The 17,778-nt window shown below is 64.4% G+C and carries 15 protein-coding genes; 6 read left to right on the top strand and 9 right to left on the bottom strand.

Annotated features, from left to right (window positions below; all coding sequences use genetic code 11):
- Positions 1-8: 8 nt before the first annotated feature.
- Positions 9-575, top strand: a complete 567-nt coding sequence (locus ABD259_RS11095; RefSeq protein ID WP_344161971.1) for a hypothetical protein — start codon at positions 9-11, stop codon at positions 573-575.
- Positions 576-694: 119 nt separating this feature from the next.
- On the opposite strand, the gene ABD259_RS11090 is transcribed toward ABD259_RS11095, so the two are convergent.
- The 7 genes from ABD259_RS11090 to ABD259_RS11065 all read right to left on the bottom strand — a co-directional run bounded on the left by ABD259_RS11090 (position 695) and on the right by ABD259_RS11065 (position 7,667).
- On the bottom strand, positions 695-1,516 hold the full coding sequence (locus ABD259_RS11090; RefSeq protein WP_344161968.1) for an ArsR/SmtB family transcription factor: 822 nt from the start codon (positions 1,514-1,516) through the stop codon (positions 695-697).
- Between the two features lie 675 nt (positions 1,517-2,191).
- Positions 2,192-2,911 carry a GNAT family N-acetyltransferase gene (locus ABD259_RS11085; RefSeq protein WP_344107635.1) on the bottom strand — a complete coding sequence of 240 codons (720 nt, stop codon included), beginning with the start codon at positions 2,909-2,911 and terminating at the stop codon, positions 2,192-2,194.
- Between the two features lie 472 nt (positions 2,912-3,383).
- Entirely contained in the window at positions 3,384-3,599 is a 216-nt protein-coding gene (locus ABD259_RS25845) for a DUF2992 family protein (RefSeq protein ID WP_412759486.1), read from the bottom strand.
- Between the two features lie 199 nt (positions 3,600-3,798).
- Entirely contained in the window at positions 3,799-6,339 is a 2,541-nt protein-coding gene (locus tag ABD259_RS11080) for a serine/threonine-protein kinase (RefSeq protein WP_344161965.1), read from the bottom strand.
- A gap of 181 nt (positions 6,340-6,520) precedes the next feature.
- Positions 6,521-6,832, bottom strand: a complete 312-nt coding sequence (locus tag ABD259_RS11075; protein WP_344109093.1) for a hypothetical protein — start codon at positions 6,830-6,832, stop codon at positions 6,521-6,523.
- A 92-nt stretch (positions 6,833-6,924) separates the two neighbouring features.
- On the bottom strand, positions 6,925-7,212 hold the full coding sequence (locus ABD259_RS11070) for a WXG100 family type VII secretion target (protein WP_344109091.1): 288 nt from the start codon (positions 7,210-7,212) through the stop codon (positions 6,925-6,927).
- Between the two features lie 116 nt (positions 7,213-7,328).
- Positions 7,329-7,667 carry a hypothetical protein gene (locus tag ABD259_RS11065; protein ID WP_344109089.1) on the bottom strand — a complete coding sequence of 113 codons (339 nt, stop codon included), beginning with the start codon at positions 7,665-7,667 and terminating at the stop codon, positions 7,329-7,331.
- Between the two features lie 314 nt (positions 7,668-7,981).
- Between ABD259_RS11065 and ABD259_RS11060 the strand changes: the two genes are divergently transcribed.
- The 4 genes from ABD259_RS11060 to ABD259_RS11045 all read left to right on the top strand — a co-directional run bounded on the left by ABD259_RS11060 (position 7,982) and on the right by ABD259_RS11045 (position 13,781).
- Positions 7,982-8,320 (top strand): hypothetical protein, encoded by a 339-nt coding sequence (locus tag ABD259_RS11060; protein WP_344161962.1) that lies wholly within the window; start codon positions 7,982-7,984, stop codon positions 8,318-8,320.
- Between the two features lie 11 nt (positions 8,321-8,331).
- Positions 8,332-10,872: a TPR repeat domain-containing protein gene (locus tag ABD259_RS11055; protein ID WP_344161959.1), complete on the top strand. Its 2,541-nt coding sequence runs from the start codon at positions 8,332-8,334 to the stop codon at positions 10,870-10,872.
- A gap of 907 nt (positions 10,873-11,779) precedes the next feature.
- Positions 11,780-12,217 carry an SgcJ/EcaC family oxidoreductase gene (locus tag ABD259_RS11050; RefSeq protein WP_344109083.1) on the top strand — a complete coding sequence of 146 codons (438 nt, stop codon included), beginning with the start codon at positions 11,780-11,782 and terminating at the stop codon, positions 12,215-12,217.
- Positions 12,218-12,722: 505 nt separating this feature from the next.
- Entirely contained in the window at positions 12,723-13,781 is a 1,059-nt protein-coding gene (locus ABD259_RS11045) for an outer membrane protein assembly factor BamB family protein (RefSeq protein WP_344109081.1), read from the top strand.
- Here ABD259_RS11045 and ABD259_RS11040 read toward each other — a convergent pair.
- Together ABD259_RS11040 and ABD259_RS11035 are read right to left on the bottom strand one after the other, a co-directional pair.
- Positions 13,771-15,894: a hypothetical protein gene (locus tag ABD259_RS11040; protein WP_344161956.1), complete on the bottom strand. Its 2,124-nt coding sequence runs from the start codon at positions 15,892-15,894 to the stop codon at positions 13,771-13,773. The genes ABD259_RS11045 and ABD259_RS11040 overlap by 11 nt on opposite strands.
- A gap of 528 nt (positions 15,895-16,422) precedes the next feature.
- Positions 16,423-16,854, bottom strand: a complete 432-nt coding sequence (locus tag ABD259_RS11035; protein WP_344109077.1) for an SgcJ/EcaC family oxidoreductase — start codon at positions 16,852-16,854, stop codon at positions 16,423-16,425.
- Between the two features lie 151 nt (positions 16,855-17,005).
- On the opposite strand from ABD259_RS11035, the gene ABD259_RS11030 reads away from it, so the two are divergent.
- Positions 17,006-17,725 (top strand): creatininase family protein, encoded by a 720-nt coding sequence (locus ABD259_RS11030; RefSeq protein WP_344109074.1) that lies wholly within the window; start codon positions 17,006-17,008, stop codon positions 17,723-17,725.
- Positions 17,726-17,778: the final 53 nt, after the last annotated feature.

The following is a 17,778-nucleotide window of genomic DNA, read 5'->3' as shown; positions in this document are numbered from 1 at the left end:
CCGGGCCCATGACCCCTCAGCGTCGAACCCTCATCACGACCGCCACCCTCATCGCCGCGACCGCCGTGGCCGTTATCGCTGCCCTGGCGCAAGGAACCCTCGCGTCGCTTCCGGGCATCGCGGGGCTCCTGACCACGGTCGCCATCGCAGCAGCACTCATGTACACGGTCCTCGTCGGCATCACTCCGTCGAAAGCCGCCTTCACCATCTTCATCCTCGGCTGGGCGGTAATCGCCCTCGGCGCGTTCATCGGCGCCAGTGTCGAGACGCACACCCGGGCCCAGCTGTTCTACTCGTCGGTCGGGAACGGTACGGAGTCCACCGACCGTCACAACGGCAGCTACGGCTGGCTCAACTCCCAACAGCTCATCAGGCCGCTGCATGCTGAAAAGAGCTACAGCGTCCAGTACCCGGCGAACGCCACCGGCTCATCGAACCTGTTCAGCTGGTTCTCCCCCTACGGCGCCGACAGCACCTCCACCGTCCTCGGATGGCTCGTCGGAATCGCCGCCGCAGCGACGTACTCCCGAGCCCGCGCGTCAGCGTCGCAGCCCACCGAAGAGAAAGGCGAGTAGACACCGCGACACCGCCGCCCGAGCACGGGCCGAGCCCCGTGCCGCACCCCTCCCATTCGAAGGAACGCCCGGACCCGAGCCCTTGCCCTGGCCGTCGACCGATTGACGCGAGGTCCCTGCTATCGGGCCTCTCCGGCCGCCTCGGCGGGCAGGGGTTCTCCGGTCTCCAGCAAGGTCTTGAGGCCCGACAGCAGCCGCGGCCACCCCTCCCGGACCATCCCGAGCGCGGTGCTGCCCGGTTCGAAGCCGTCGTGGATGACGGTCAGCTTCACCAGCGGCCCGCGCGGCTCGATCTCGAACGTCACCTTTGATCTCGGCTCGGCCGCCAGTTGGGCGAGGGTCTGCTCGTCGACCCCAACGGCCTCGGCCCATTCGGGTGTGAAGGTGTGCCATGTGTAGGACAGTCGGCGGTAGGGATCGGCTTCCAGCACGACCTGCTGCGGGTCGGCGGTCCGCACCCCGAATTCTTCCCAGACCATGGCCGACCCGGCCGCCCAGTCGGTCTCGAACGCCGGTCCCCAGTACTGCCTGGTGAAGGCCGGGTCTGTGAGTGCCTGCCAGAGCCGCTCCGCTGTGGTGTTGATGTAGGTCGTGTAGACGAAATCCGGATGCGTCACGGTGTCCCCCTCCAATGCCGTCTTCAGGTTGGCGAGCGCGACCGCGCGCTCCCGGTCGTACTGGCTGATCCAGCGCTCGGCGATGGCGTTGATGGGCACAGCATTCAGGTAGTGCAGCTTCTCCCGGCCGCGCCGCAGCGTGGTGATCAGGTTGGCCGCCTCCAACACCGCCAAGTGCTTGCTGACCGACTGCCGCGCCATGTCCAGCCCTGCGCACAGCTCCCGCAGGCTCTGCCCGTTCCTGGCGTTCAGGCTGTCCAGCAGTCGCCGGCGGCTCGGGTCAGCCAGCGCCTTGAACACCTCGTCCATCGCGTTCCGCTCCAAATATGCAACCTTTTGGCTGCATGAAAATATAGGCAACCGCAAGGCTGCGTGTCAATCGTGTGGGAGACGCCAGGGACGATCGGCCCTCCGCTCCCGGGCCGCCAACGGCGCACGATGAAGCATGGGGCACGGCGGCTGGAGCAGGCGCCGCCGAGGACGTTCCGCCCCGTACAGCCGCGCTCCTGGCGGTCGACCCCGGGGCCGACCGGCGTTCCGAGGCCCGCGTCGGGAACCCGGTTGCGTTCGACAGCCACTGTGCCGACGCCATCGACAACGCGCGCAGGCCGCAGGAGGCGCGGGACACACTGGCCGAACAGGACGCGACCACCTCCCTGCTCCGGGAGCGCACCCGGTCACCAGAGCCGCGCGGCCGACGCCCACGACCGGCTCACCGACCCCGTCCTTCGCGGCGCCGGGCTGGCCGACGGGGAACAGCGCCTCCTTGAGCGTGCCGCCCTCGTCCCCGCCGTGCTGCTGCTGTTGCGCCTCAGCGGCCGAAGCCGAACAACGGACGCGCGGCGAGTTGCTCGCCGGCCTCGTGGTCACGGCCAGTGCCGCTGGCCCGGCCACGGGCCGGGACAGTTGCGAGGCGACGGTCCTCATGGCGGCCATCAACATGTGGCTGTGACCAGCGCCGTTGGAAGAGTGGGCAGAGGCTTGTGAAGTTCGGGTGGTTCAGGGGTTGATGGCGTGTTCGGCGAACTGGCCGCAGGAGTGGAAACCCAGGCGGCGGTAGACGGGCTCGCCGTCGGCGGACGCCTGCAAGACCGCGATGCGGTGGTCGCGGTCGCGGGCCGTGCGCAGTGCGGCGAGCGTGATGGCGCCGCCGTAGCCGCGTCGGCGGTGGGCGGCCAGAGTGCAGATGTTGTAGATCCCGGCAACCCCGGCGTGATGGAACACTTCGGCCGAACAGACCGGACGGCCCTCCACGTAGCCGACCAGGTAATGGGCCGGGCAGTGTGCGGCCAGTGCCTGCGGGGCAGCCTGGGCGAAGAAGCGGCGGACGGTGTCGGCGGGCGGGGTCCAGTTCGCAGCGAGAACCGTGGCGTAGTCGGCGAGCTGTTCGGACGTGGTCACCGTCTGGATGTCCAGTCCTTGGGCGGCGGGCAGTGGCAGGGTGTCGTCCAGCTCGGCCCACATGGCCGTCTCATGTTCGGACGCTGGCAGACCGGCCGCCATCAGGCGGGCGGTGAGGTCCGGTGGTGTCGAGGCAGGCCCCACCCACCAGGAGAAACGGCGGCCGGTGCAAGCCAGCGTCCGAGCGGTCGCGGTGATACGTGCCGGTGCGGTGGCGGCGGCGAAGCGGGCCGCGGCAACGATATTGAAAGTGTCGTCGTCCAGGCCACTGTCGGCGACCAGGAGGTCACCCGTCTCTGTGACGGCCGCACCGGTCATGCTCCGATGCAGGTGACAGGCATGTTCCGCCAGGTTCCGCTCCATCCTGTCCATCAAGTCGGCTTCATTCAGGAAATGGGCATTCATGGCGATTGATCCCAGCATGATTGGGCGAAGGTTGCACGTGATTTTGGGTCGTCCGCCGTGGGTGTCGCGCTGGCGACCAGCACATTCGATACACGCTCTAGGACCGGCGGCGAGGCACAGAGCCGGGCACACCCCGGAGGCCTGCTTCGCCGCCGCGCGCAGCCCGCCCCCACGCGCGAGGCCCTTCACGTCCCCGTCCACACGTCGCCCCACACCGGGAGCGCGTCGCCGCTCAGCTCAGCGATGCCTGGAATGACCCGGACAGGTCACCGGAGATTTAGTTCGCGCTGCGACTGCCCTGGGCAACAACCGCCCAATAACAGGGGTTCGGATTGATGATCAGCGGCCACGCCGCCGCGCCCGCAGCCGGCCGGCGCGACGCGGCTCATCGGCGGGGACCGGCGGGGGCGCGCTCGTACAGGGTGAGAAAGTGGTGGCGCGTGCAGTCCAGCAGTTCCGGGCCGGTGGGCTCGGCTCCGAAGATGTGGCGTGCGGCGCGGACGCCCTCGTCATCGTCGGGTTCGAGAACCCCGACCCAGCACGGGGGCTTCGAAGTGGACGGTGCATCGTGCTCCCACGGCGACCCCCAGGTACGCGTGATGACGGACCTGACGCATCAGGTTTCCGGCGCGGGCCGGGCATCAAGCCATGGCAGAGGGGAAAAGGCCGCCCGGACTACCACCGGGCTGTGAGGTTCGTGCGACCGGCCGTGGAGCGCTATCCGGAGGGTGGCGGCGCGTCAGCTTCTTTTCACCCCGCATGACGTCCCAGCGCAGAGCCCCGGGACAGCACGCTGACGATCACCCGCTGGACTTCTTCTCCGAGCTGCTCTCACTCTTGGAGTCGGAGCCGGTGTCGGCACCCGTGTCCGCGTCCTCGTCGGCCGCCTCTTCCTCTTTCTGCTTCTCCTCTTCCTTCTTCTTCTCTTCTTCTTCCTTGCGCTTCCGCTCGGCTTCGGCTTCGGCACGTGCGCCCGCGCGGTTGGTGCAGACCTCCGGGGCCGCGGCGGACCGGCCGTCGACGGCGACGACGGTGAAGCAGTACTCGGCCACCGTGTCATCCGTGGTCACCTGGGCGACCGTCACTCCCGCACCGGTGCGGACCAGCGTCTTCGGGTCCTCGTAGGTGGCGCCGCCGACCACGAAGTAGCTCGCCTTGCCACCGGACTTGTCCGTCCACTGCACCTGGACACTGCTCAGGTTGTCCTGCACGGAGACATTCGACGGGGCAGCGACCTCCGGGAGGGGTTCGGACTTCTTCTCCGTAGTAGCGGAGCCGCCGTCTCCCTTCTCTCCCTCCGTGTCTTCCTTGCCCTCGCGGTCCTCCTGCTCCTCCTTGCCCTGGCCACTGTCGCCGCCCGGCAGCAACTCCGCCGCCTGGGCGTTGGAGGTGCTGAGGCCGGGACCGGGGCGCGTCACCGACAGGCCGCCCGCGGCACCCGTGATCACGATGATGGAAGCGGCCGCGGCGACGATGTGCAGGTGGCGACGCCAACGCGGTGGCTGGACCGGGCCGGGGTCGGAGAAGTCCGGCACGTCCTCACCACCGGCCCGGTCGGCCGGGGCAGCACCGCTCGACCCGGTGCCGGGGAGGCCCGGCAACGGCGGTGCATCGGCCGAACCCCTCCAGCCCTCCAAGCGGGACCACGCGTGCTCGGCGACAAGCTCCGCGCTCGCTTCCCCGCGGATGCGCTCCAGCAGGTTATGGACACCGGTGTTCTCGGCCAAGTGGGAGGACTTGGCGGGCCGGGAGGTCGGGCCGGGCGCGGGTGGCCTCGGCAGGGAACCGCCGGGGGGTGCCGTAGGAGCGGGATCGGGGGGCGTGGGCTGAACCGGCTCCGGGGCGGCAGGTCGAACAGGCGGCCCGGCGGCGTGCCGCGGCTCGCGCACCTGCTCCCCCGGGCCGGCGTCGATCGGGCGCGGTGGCGCCCCCGGCGGAGCCTCCGGAGCCGGGTGCGGGTTCCGCGTCGCCTGGTCCTGCGGCTGGGAAGGCTGCGGGTACGGATGCTGGGGCGCGGCCGGTGGGGCGGCGGGTGGAGCGGCTGCGCCCTGCGGGCCGGGTGGAGGTGCCACAGGCGGCTGTGGCGCCACCGGCGCCTGCGGGCCAGACGCATGGGGCGCGGACGGGGCGGGCCCCGTTCCAGCGTGCGGCCCGGATGGCTGCGACGCCGCAGGCGCCGGGGTCGGCGCCTGCGGCGTTGCAGGAGGCATGGGTGACGGCGGCGTCATCGGAGCCTGGGGCCCCGACGGCGGCACCGCCCCCTGTGATGGTGCGGCCGGGGCCTGGGGGGCCGAGGGCTGAGGAGCGGGGCGCGCCGAGGCGTGCTGCTGGGGCGGCGTCTGTGGCCCGGTCGGTCTCCCCGATGATCCTGCCGCTTCGGGCCGCGGAGCCGTCGGCTGTGGTGACTCGGGGGGCGGTGTCTGCGGTGTCCGCCCCGGCGCGTGGGACGGAGTCGGGCCGCTGGGAGCAGTCGGCGGAGCCGGTGCGGAGGATGCGGAGGAACCCGTGGAGGCGGAAGGCGCGGGTGCCGACGGTGCAGCGGCGTGCGCCGCGTCGGGACGCTCGGTCCACGTCCGCTCAAGCTCGACCGCGAACTCGCTCGGTGTCGCGTAGCGTTCGGCCGGGTCCTTGGCCAGGGCCCGGAGCAGGACGTTGTTCAGCCGCCACGGGACATCGCGGCGCCGCACCGGCGCCGGAGGGGTCTTCAGGGCGTTGGCCGCGTACTCCTGCGGCCCGAGGAACGCGGCGTTGTCGCCGCTGAAGGGGGCGTGCCCGGCGAGGAGCGTCCACAGCACCGACGCCAGCTCATAGATATCGGACGCGGGTGACGTGTCCATCCCGCGCAGGACCTCGGGCGGTGCGTGGTACACGAGTTCGGAGCTGGTGCGCAGCTTCGGCGGCGGGGCGCCGATCTCGGCGGTCGACCCGAAGTCGGTCAGTACAGCGGAGCTGGACGCGCGCAGGATGTTGCTGGGAACGATCTCGTTGTGCAGCAGGCCGCGACTGTGCATGACGGAGAGCGCACCGGCCACGGCACGCCCGACGCGCACGACCTCCCGAGGGTGGACCGGCCCGCTCCGCTCCAGGATGTCGGTGTAGGAGCCGTCAGGGTAGAAGGGCATGACCTTGACGGACTCGCCGGACGCGGTGCGGGCCACGTCAAGCAGCGGCACAACCCCCTGGGCGGTACCGAGATCTCGAACGCGGAGAATCTCGTCGAAGCCCGCGGCGTTGTTCATGACCTTCAGCGCGACCGGGGCATCGACGCGCGCGCTGATGGCCCGGTACACCTGGGACTCGCGGCCTCGGTAGGCCAGCGCCAGGGAGTGGAACCCATCCACGCGCACAGTGGAGCGCTCCCCACCCGACATTTACGTGCTCTCTTTCCTCATTCGCCTGCAACCCTCACACGCCACACCACCATGGCATCTTCCGGGACCATCCGATGAGAAAACGGCGGCCGGATCCGGCCGCCGCCCTCATCGGTCCGTCTCCGCCCGTCGCACACACACCGACCTACCGCTACTTCCCGCCCGCGCCCGACTGCCCGGCGGGGTTCTGCTGCTGGGAGACCGACCCCGGATTGCGGGCGCTCTCCCGCTCCTTGTTGATCTCCTGCTGCTTGTGGAAGGCGGAGGCCACGGAGATGCCGCCGCAGATGATCGCGACCAGGATGACACCGCCGATCACCGCGGGCCAGACACGCTGCCGCCGCCGCCAGTAGCGGCTGGAGCCGTACAGCAGCGCGGCGCGCAGCTGACGCCGACGCAACGCGTCGGCCTGTAGCACGTACTGCTCGGCGTTGGGCGTGAACTGGAACGCCTCCGGAACCATGTCATTGGGGTTCCCGGGGGCGGCCGGCGCGGATGAAGGGGACGACGCTGAGTGGGACACAGGAGAAGACCGTCGTGTAGGGCCGAGAGCGGCTAGAACAGACCGTTCAGGTAGTTGGACAGCTTGCGGTAGTTGTTCGCCGCACCGTCGGTTGCGTCAATGACCTTAGCGAACGCGCTGTTGACCTGGTTGAAGTGGCTGTCGAACTCCTGAGCCTTGGCCTGGAACTCGGGGCTACCGGAGCCCTCCCACTTGTCGACCGTGCTGGAGGACTGCGTCTTGATCTGCTCCATGATCCCTTGGAACCGCTGCAGGTACCCCTGCTGTTCTTCCGCGAGATTCTGCAGGCCGCCGACGTTGCCGTAGACCTCAAAAGACATGACGTTTTCCTACTCGTGAGTGGGGTCCCTGTACCAGGGAGGGGGACAGAAGTTAGGGGCGCGAGCTCACCCGCAGGACCGAACCGTCCCGGCGGCTCTTAGCCCTACTGGCTGCCTTAGCCGTTGACCGGACGCGAGAGACCGCCGAGCTGGTTGCCCGCGCTGCCGAAGTCGTCACCGGCCTGGGTGTCGGTGGTGTTGATCTGCTTCTGGCCCTCGTTCAACTTGATGCCGTTGTTCGAGCACCAGGTCATCAGCTCGTCGAACCGCTGCGTCAGCTCCCCCCGCGCCTGCCGGAACTTGTGCAGCGCGTTGCCCTGGAGCGACTGGCTGTCCTTGTCCATGTCCTCGATTAGCCGCCCAAGCTGCTGCCACAGCCCCTCAGACGACTCCCCGAGGCCTTCACCCCCCTTCGAGAGCGCATCTGCCTGAGTCAAACCAACGTGTTCACTCATGTGCATCCCTTCGGAATGAGAATCAAGACTGGGGGAAGCGCGGGGGCTGGCCCCGCGCGCGCTCACCAAGGCCCAGGCGGGCCAACGCCGACGGCACACCGCCACATACCCCCTGGACCACGCCCACAGCGACATTAATGGCCCCTGTGACACCGGTCAACGAGGGACACCACACGCAACGCAGACTTCATGAGCAGTATGCCGCCTGATTGTGGTAAACGTACTAGCTACTTCAATCAGCAAGACATCACCCAGAGTGACCACGGTGCGGATCACGCCTGCCCCTCCCTACCTTCACCTGTGACAGGAGTCCCATGGCCGAAGGACCGGCCGGAAACCCGGAACCAGCCAAACAAAAGGGCAAACAGACAGTAGAAATTTCCGAGCAATTTAAGGATATCGAACAAATTTTCAAAAAAGCATGTGAAAATGCAAAAGATGCTTCTGGGAAACAGGCTGTTGGTGATGGCTACTCACTCTTCCGCGGTGACGCTATCGGGGTCATGATGAAGGTTGCCGAGCACGGAAAGCAGATGGGCGGAAACATCCAAGTCGCAGGAGGCGCCCTCGGAGCAACTGATGATGAAAATGCTCATAATTTCCAACGTTCCGGCGACGCATTCTTGAAGCGCAACCCGAACGTCGATCTGTAGAGGAGCCCTCCATGGGAAGATTTTTCCGCGATAACTACGACGACGACACAATCCGAGTCGACGACCTGAAAGACGCTTCGAAGCAGTTCACTAACATTGTCCAGAAAATGACGGGACACGGGGGAGATGTAAGAAGTGCCATAACACAAAGCGCCTCCGAGTTCTCAGAACTTGTCGCGGATGACATCAAGACACAAGGGCAATATGACGAGCAGAAGTGGAGAGACGCCTCTGCGAACTGCATGGTAGGCACCTGGATCACGGATCTATGGGTCAAGAACGTAGAGAACTTCCGGAAGGAATTGGACGAAATTCAGAAGGAGTGGGACTCCTTCCCGCCCAGACCTGGCCCAACTGCGACCGCCTCTGATCCCAACAACCCAACAAGCATCCCTCGATACCCCTCCTCCTCATCCACTGTAGGCAACTGGCCTGGGGCTCCCTGGGTCTCGTATGACACCGCTAAAGAAAACAAACTGAGGGAGCTCATTAAGCAAGCAGAGAAGGCCCAAGAAGACTTTGAGGAGGAAGCAAAGCAACGCAAAAACGACCTGGAGACTGGTGTCGACGATGAAGTCATCAAACGACTAACTGACGCTGGCGTAGTTGGCTGGGGCGCCTACAACATCCTGGGCCCTACCCAGCCCATCCCCCTACCTGTAAACAAGGAAAGCGGAAAGAAATACGCCGAAAAGCTCAAAAAAGGAATAGAGGACGGAACCCTTGCTGACTGCGATTACGAAGAGCTCGTCCTCATCCTTAATGCCCTTGGAAAAAAATCGGCGGAGCACCAAGGTACTGGAAAGGGCCTCAGCAAGGACGAGAAAGCGTTCATTGATGCCGTCAATTCAAAACTAGAAACCCTTGACCCCGTTCCAGTACCACCAGGCACAGAAGGAGAAGCACACAATATCTACAGATCACCTGGCGTGCTATCCCTTCCTGACCATTTGGAAATGCTAGACGTCCCAGAGGACGACCAGAAAGCCATCCTGGGTGCCATCGGAGGCGGCATCCTCGTAGCATCAGACACTCGCCTAGGGGGCGGCTACGACGACGTCCCAGCAAGCGTCAAAAACGCAGTGGAGGGGTCTGGTAGATACGAATATCCAGGAAAGATCGACAACTGGGCGCATGACACTTACAGGCTTTCCCAGCTGCTGCAGCATGCCCCCGAAAAACTACAAGGAGGAACTGGATTCTCAGCAGGCCTCACAACAACCATTGGAGTAGAACTTGAGAAAAACGGGGGAAATTTTCTCCATTTCGACAGTCACGCTGGAAGTGAACCGTTCCAGAACGTCATTGAACGGACCACACTCAACAAGAACGCGAACTACCTCATCCTCACAGGGAACTACGAAAGCTCATCTCTAACTGATGACGATATTACAAAAGCACTAAAGGGACTCTACTCCTACAATTGGAAGGACGATGGGAAGGCCCTAGCCGGGCTTACCGACTGGATCGCGGAAGACTCAGATGAAGAGGCCTCTGACTCAAGTAATTATCGCCAGGTTGAAGACGCAGAAAAAACTCGACGAATTGCCGCAGAAGCTGCCATAGGATTCATCGAGAGGATCACTGATGAATCGATGCATGAAGCAATCGAAACCAATGATTCTTTCAGCGATTTCTTTGGTTCGGGATTCGGGGAAGCCAATCCAGAGCTATCTAAGAGCATGCTCAGTATCTTCGAATCATACATAAACGACTTTGGCAGAGATTCCGAATCTGAGCACTTCAACTTCTACAGCGGCGAAGAAGATGATCCGCTTTCAGATAATGGAGAGTATATTTCCATTCCCGCAGAGAATCGAGTGAACTTCATGCAGCTCATAGCGAGCGATGAAGATTCTGCCAAGGAGATGTATACAGATATTAAGAATCATCAAGCTACCATGGTCGAAACTTACTTCGAAGCCAGTGGGAGCGATGAATTGGACGATCCTCACGCGGTAACCGGGGGAAACAGCGGGAGGCTCAAGGGTCTATTCGACTCCGCAGTTTACAACGAGGGCTTCCGTCGCTTCGGCGACCAACGAGCAGCAGAGGACTACCTTAACACCATCGGAAAGGTGTCGACCCAAGCTTTCGTTGACCAACTTGTCGGTGAGATTCCTTACGTTGGAGGCTCAACGGCAACTTTGATTAAGGGTGGAACAGATTACTTTTGGGACCACAATCCATCAAAGTACGAAGCAGTGGAGGACGCACTCAAGAGCGGAGAGGCATCCTACATGAACGACGGAGAAATGAGAACGGAATTGGAAATAAAATTGCAAATGCTCAACCACCTCAAGGAAAACGGGGAAATCGGCAAGGATAAAATACATGAAAATCTTACGAACGGAGAATACTCTGTGTCGGGACTTGAGGGGCTGCCGAAAATACCTGAGGAACTAAAGCCAGGGCGCCGCGACCAAGCATTCGGAAACATCGATGGATCACTGGGGGCGACTGGATTCAAGGAAGAAGCAAATGAGTATGTAAAGTTTTACAATGGGGGTTATGAGGAGTCAGAGGACCTCAGAAGAAAGGGCGAAGATTAGAATCCCGACCATGAACCCGGCAAATCACCTGCTCAATTTCACAATCTTGCTATTCGAATAAGTGCAGTTAGTGGATTCACGCCCGGCAACCATAGAACCCCCTCGTTAGGGCCCGCGTTAAGAAGGTGTCGCAAATTACCGATAACAAGTCAGCAAGAAAACCAAAATCTGCAGTCCTCGCCGCCCTCGGATATATTGCACTTGCGTATCTATTGATAGTGCCTCCTATCGGATACCGTGGAATTGGGACAGCAGATGGAAATGAGTTGACGTGTGGCTCTCTTATCATCTCCGGTCCCCCGAAGACGCCCCAGGGTGGAGCGATAAAGTCATGGGATCGAGGAGGCACAGTAACGGACGACTTCAGCCTCGCGCACAACGTATGCGATGCTCGACGTACGGAACGACTTTCCTGGGCTCTCCTGGTTGCTATACCTACCAGCGTGTTCACGACCATATCGATTCTGAGTTGGCCACGCAGACAGCGGCCATCAGATACGAAAGTTTAGTTGGCAGATCCGAGGAATAGTAACGTTCATAAATTTTCCCCACGGCATCATCCACTGGCAATCACACTCCTCGTTTGTTCTTGAAGAACTGACCCGCGTACCGGCAGCTCTCATAGGCTTGATGCTCCACACCTATTTCCTGCAACGCCGAAGGAAAACAGCATTTCCGCGAGGTGACCAGTCCTATTCAATGCAGTTCAGGCCAACCGTTCGTGGGAGGCCTCAGTGGCGACGGCACGAACGAGCGAGGTGCCGTCCACCTCTGCCGGCAAGCTCTGCCACCTCGTCACGCCACACTGCATTGATCTCAACCTTGGTTGATGTTGGAGGCTGAACGTGTGCCGAACGGAGATCGCGGGCGATACGCAGGCGCCCCCGTCGCGGTGAGAAGACGCATCATGAGGCCCAAAGTCGCCGGTGTCACGGAACCCCAGGAAGACGTGGACGCCATTATTGCCCTGGTCTCTGGAGTCGAATGCGCCCAGCAGAACGCGCTTCCGGACGCGTTCATGACCGCATTCCGCCAGGACACCGTCTGGACCACCGCTCACGGAAAGCGACTGACTGGTTTCGCGGAGATCAGCGCATTCGCCCACAAGGTGCTGGCTGGCACGATTGAGCAGCCGGTGACCGCTGCCTACGAGGCCGAGTACATCTTGTTCATCCGATCCGATATCGCGGCGGTCAAGATCCGCCAGCGTCCGGTCACCCACGGCGGGCAGCCGCTCGATGGGGTGTTTCGCGGACATGAGGATCCGGCCGCGTCAGTGGCCGACCATCCCGACGCGGTCCCACACACCCCGTTGTACCTTCTGGCAAAGAAGGATGGCGAATAACGCATCGCCGCCGCCCAGGACACCAAGATCCTCGGCCCCGAGACTCTCGCCGCGACCTGATTGTCGAAGACTCAGCAAGGGCATCGTGGCCTCGAAAGGGACCCTGATCTTCACAACCATCTGTCAATGGCCGCAACCTGCGTTCAGATGGCGGCTTCCAAGCGACCAGGAGGGGTGGCCCGGTCTGCTCGGCCTACGTTCGAGCGAACAGGGGAGGGAGGGCGCCGCGGAAGAACCCACGGAGTCTGGCAGCCTTAATCGTGTGGAGCTGACCGCCAACGTCGCCCAATCGCCCCCGGCCTGGCCCCTATGGTCTCGGATCGGGAGCAACGTGCGTGAGTGAGGCACCACGGGGCCGATACGCTGACCCACCATGCGTGCTGTCCAATTCGTCCCTCTAGCTGCGGTCTCTGTTCTGTTGACGGGATGCGTCAGCCCCGTGACCGACACGCTCCCCTCCCTCACTGCGGAGTCCGATACGGAGGGATCCGGAAGAACCGTCCGCGTGGACTATCCGCCGTCCTCCCTGAGCCCGGTCGAGCCGGTCCTTTGTATCGACGGCCGACGGGACGGCGAGGACTGCACGGCCGCCGGCACCCTGCGCTGGTCGATCCCTCTGGAAGGGGATCACTACGTGGGGATCGGTGATCGGGGCGACAAGCTGTTCAACGCCGACAGCCGGATCACTCCACAGGCAACACACTCGGCCGAGGTACTGTCCGGCGTCCTCTACCACGCCGAGGACGACATGGTCCGCGCCCTTGACCCCGAGACCGGCGAGGTGGCCTGGAGTACCGACCTTAGGGGGGACATCCCGGCCGAGACGCATGCGTTCTTCGCGTCGGACGCCGGAATCGTCGCGCTGCTCCGTTCGGGCGACCAGCACTTCCGAAACGTGGGTGAGCTCGTACTTCTCGACCGGAACGACGGCGGTGTTCTGAACCGGACCCCCCTTGACGCGGACACGGTCGTGGTCGGAGCGTCCGACGACTCATACATCGCCTGGCATGACGCCTTACAGGACGAGCCGTACAGGTACACCGCCTACGATCTGATGTCCGGCGACGAGAAGTGGAGCGTCGAGTTCGACAGGCGCCTCGAAGACGAGACGTGGGCCGAGTTCTCGCAGGTTCTGATCGACGACGTGCTCTATGTCCGCCGCGGCTTCAAGAGCCCGGACTCCGGCGCCGAAGAGCCGCAGGCCTACGAGGTTCGACGGTTCGATGCCCGTACCGGTGACAGACTGCCGGGAGAGGGCACCGACGCTCCCGAACGGTGGGACGCACACGAGGTCTCCTCACGGGCGTTGGACTCCACCGGAGAGCGAATCAGCTATTCCGGAGGCGACCTTCGCACCTACATCTGGCCGCCCGGACCGCGTTCAGAAGCCGACCATGCCGGGATTGGGACCCTCAGTTTGTCGGTCTATGGCGAGTGGTCCAGCACCGATGCACAGCTCGGTGTCGCCTGCGCGCCCGACGCAGTGCGGTTGCAGGATGAGCCCGCCGCGATCCGCGACGCTCTGCTCTGCGACAACGCGCGGCTCTTCGCGATCAACCAGTAGCTCCGCACGCTGGACGGTCACAGCGGATCAGAATGGGGCCGTCCTCCTCAAGAATCGCGACGCCAGGGCGGTTCGCAAGGTAGTCGGCCGCGATGACGGGACGGTCCTGACCGTCCAAACCGAGGGCGACATCGAGGAACAGTGATTCGCCATCCGGAAGCAGCGGAACCGTACGCGTATCCGCGCACTCCGTGTCCTCGCAGGAGATCAGGATCAGTTCCTTCCCCTCGGCATCAGTCGTCACGAGTTGTGGACGGCCCTCGCCGTCGACTGCCAGCCCCGGCAGCGGGCGCTGCGTTCCCGGCCCGGTGAGGTCACGCTCTTCTGTCTCGGAACACCGCACGTCCTGGCAGTCCAGGATCCGCGAGGAGCCGTCGGAAGGATCGCGGTAGGCGATGACGGGGCGCCCATTCGGCCGAACCTCGATGCGGGACCCACTCACAAGCGACTTCCCCGGGAATTCACCATCTTCGCTCCTGACATAGCGTGCGGGTTTCAGGGTTCGCTGTGTGCTCTCGGAGCAGTCCGGGTCCGAACACGACAGCAGCGTCACGGAACCGTCGAAGGGGTCGTAGACGCTGATGACAGCTGACTTGTCCGGGCGGACGGCCAGGTCGACGGGGTGACCGGTGAGGTTGTAGCCCTCGGGTTGGTGGAACAGCGGCACTTTCCCCACGGATGTCGCCGTGTGCTCACGGCAGAGTGCGTCGGCGCACCGGTGAATCTGCACGTCGAACGCTGCGGCGTCGGGGAGCGCGGCTAGAGAGGCCACGGTGATGCCGTCCTCGGTTCCCTGGGCCGCTACGAAGCGTACGGCCGCTGGCCCATAGTGACGTGCCTGTTCGTCCTTGCTTGCTCGGTACAGGAGGTCGGTCTCATGCGACCGCAGCGTGGTGGTCGCCTGGTCTCCGCAGGCGATGCCCCTTCCCTGGCACACTCTCGACACCAGCAAGCGTGATTCGTCCCTGTGCTCCCATCGGACATGGACGAGCTCGGCATCGGCTCCTGATGCGGAGTCAGCCACCACGAACTCCGACGTTTCCGAAATGCCATCCGCCTCCGTACCGACCGCGCGGCAGTTCGGGTCGCACCACGCAGTCGTACTTTCCTGCGCCCCGCGGAGGAGCACCCCGCTCTCCCCCACCCAGAGGCCGATGGCTCCGCCCGGGTTCGTCGCGGTCCCCTCGTTCAACATCCCCATCTGGGCGGTATAGGTGGGCATGAGCGTCGGAGCCGCCCACAGAGTGCCAGGCAGGAGCAGGACCGAGACCATGGCCGCGGTGACACCAAGGAGGGTGTCGCGATGACGCCGCGGCCTGCGCTCATCCGCATCCGGTAGCCGCCGCAGGACGGCCTCCAAACCGACGGGTCGGCCGTCAGCAGCACGCCGATCGGCGCTCACGCCAGCAGGTAGGGCAAGAACGGTCAGGAGTCCAGCAAGGAACACGGAAACACACATCGCGGCCAGGACCTGGATCACGCCCCCAAGCGCGAACTGCGCGATCCCCGTGAGCCCGGTGAACTTCAAGGCGCGGGGCCACAGCCAGTTCAGTGCCCCGGCGAGCAGGAGCACGAGTGCAAGGTCCAGCGTAGGTTCGGCGAAATTCCCTCGGAGCAGAGCCCGCGCGCGCCTCACGGCACGAAGCGGATTGAGTCCCTCCAGAGCCGAACTGACCGCGGCGAATGTCAGGTGAACAGCCGGAAGCAGAACGAGCAGCGGCACGACCAGCGAGAATGGGAGCGGCTCCTCAGCATCGAAGAAGTCGGACACCGGCGGGTCGATGTACAGCGCCGCGTACTGGAAAGCGGCGAGCGCGATGACCACGTTGACCAGAAGCATGATGAGGGCGAGCAGCATCGCCCACGGTCGCACCGCCGCTCGCCGAAGAGCCGCGCGGGCGGAGACCGGGCGACGTAGCAGGGCTCCGGCTGCGACCTGAAGCGAAGCCGTGTACGAGACGGAAAGCCCGTAAAGCACCCCGATGGAGATCAGCAGCAGCCCAAGGAACAGCAAGGGAGGCGGGAGGTCCTCGACCGACCTGATAAGTACCAGTTCACTGTTGACCACCGCGGACCCGTCCCTCGCCCACAGCAGGGTGACGAGGGTGATCACGAGCCCGAGGGGGAGGAGCGGTAGTAGAACAGCCGCGGCCAACGAACGAAAAGCCGATTGGACTACCTCTAGAGCCACCGTTATGGGCGACGTGTCGGCCTTCAGCAGGGGAGCCACCGAACCGGCCGACTCCGCAACGCCCGACCCGCCTTTCCCCGGTCCGCTCCCCCCTTCGTCGGATGATTGCGGCCGTGCGTCTTCGGCGTCACTCATCGGGGTTCTCTCGCATCGGGGTCCTCGTGTCACAATCCCGGCAAACCGTGCGGAGATCACCGTAGCGGGACATGCTTCGAGTGGTCATCTCCCGCGCGGAGCATGCGACGTGATGCTGAGCCGTCCCTCAGCAGGCAGCGGACGCCCGCCCTACCGGCCCACTGCCCGAGCCAGAGCGTCGGGCAGCTGTCCCAGCGGGGAGCAGAGACTGACGTGGTGCCCCCTACGTTCACCGCCGGTCCCGCCGCCCACGTCGAACTGATCGGCATCGGCTCCAGGCCACCGACGCGGACGCGCGCCGGTGGCGGGGCTTCATCAAGCGGGGGAGGACTCGACGGCGGTGTTCTGGCCGACCATGATCTTCCAGCCGTCGTCCTGCCTGACCATCACATAGACCGCCGCTCCACGGGGTCCCTCGACGGGGTGGCCTGAGCTGTCGGTGGGGGTTTGTGCCACGTTCGCGGCGATCACCCCAGGCGCGATGTTGAACAGCTTGACGACGTCGTAGCGAGCGTAAGCATCGCGCAGGACGCCTTTCATCGCGGGAGCGGCGAACTCGGCGATGGCCTGGCGGTCGTCCAGGCGTGTGCCCGCGGCGTTGGTCCAGGATGTCCGCGGGGTGAACTGCTCGCTCAGCGCGATGGGGTCCTTAGTGTTGAACGCCTTCTCCAACGCTTCGACCACGCCGGTCACGGCCTCCTGCGCCTGTGCCGGAATATCCCCCACCACAATGATGTCGTTCGTCAATGCTCTGCCTTTCTCGGTGCTGTGCCCCGCCCGAAGCGGCGGTCCTCGCTGGCATCACCCACCCAACATCCTCAACCAATGTTGAGGTCAACCTGCGCTCCCCTTGCCGTTGGTTGCGGGGACCCGCCGCGGGCTGATAGCCGGGGAGGTTATGGACGGACGTTCTTCGCCGCTGCTGCCCATGGACACCTCTCCCGAGTCCGAGCGCTCCCGGGATGGGGTCGCGCTTCTTCCCATCGGAAGCTTCGAGCAGCATGGGCCGCACCTGCCGTCGGCCACGGACACGGTGATCGCCTGCACCATCGCGAACGCGATTGCCGCGGAGCAGCGGGTGCAGGTGTTGCCTCCGGTAACGATCTCCTGTTCGCATGAGCACGAGGCATGGCCGGGAACCGTGAGTATCTCCGCGCAAACACTGATCGCGGTCGTGCGCGATATCGCCGATTCCGTGCGGCGCTCGGGATCCGCGGGGCTGGCCCTCATCAATGGCCACGGCGGGAACTACGTTCTGGGGAATGTCGTCCAGGAGGCGCGAGGGTCGATGGTCCTCTTTCCCGGGCCCCACGATTGGCAGGCGGCGCGGGAGGCGGCCGGGCTGGAGACTTCTATCGACGCCGACATGCACGCCGGGGAACTGGAGACCTCGATCTTGCTCCACGCTCACCCGGAGATGGTGCGGCCGGGCTACGCGTCGGGCGACTCGGTGGCCGACGAACGCCCGCACCTGCTCACGCTCGGGCTGCAGGCTTACACCAGCTCCGGGGTGGTGGGAAGGCCGTCGCTCGCCTCAGCGCGCAAGGGTGAGGCGGTGCTCGCCAGTCTGGTCGCGTCGTTCGCGGCGTACCCGCCATTGTTCGCGTCCTCGCCCTGATAGCCGCGGCGGTTCGTCCCCGCCGGAACGGTGGGCTGCCTGTCCTCCTGGGG

The sequence above is a fragment of the Nocardiopsis rhodophaea genome (assembly GCF_039530945.1).
GTDB lineage: Bacteria > Actinomycetota > Actinomycetes > Streptosporangiales > Streptosporangiaceae > Nocardiopsis_C > Nocardiopsis_C rhodophaea.
Note: the sequence above shows the minus strand (reverse complement) of the source record. Positions and strands in the feature narration are given on the sequence as shown.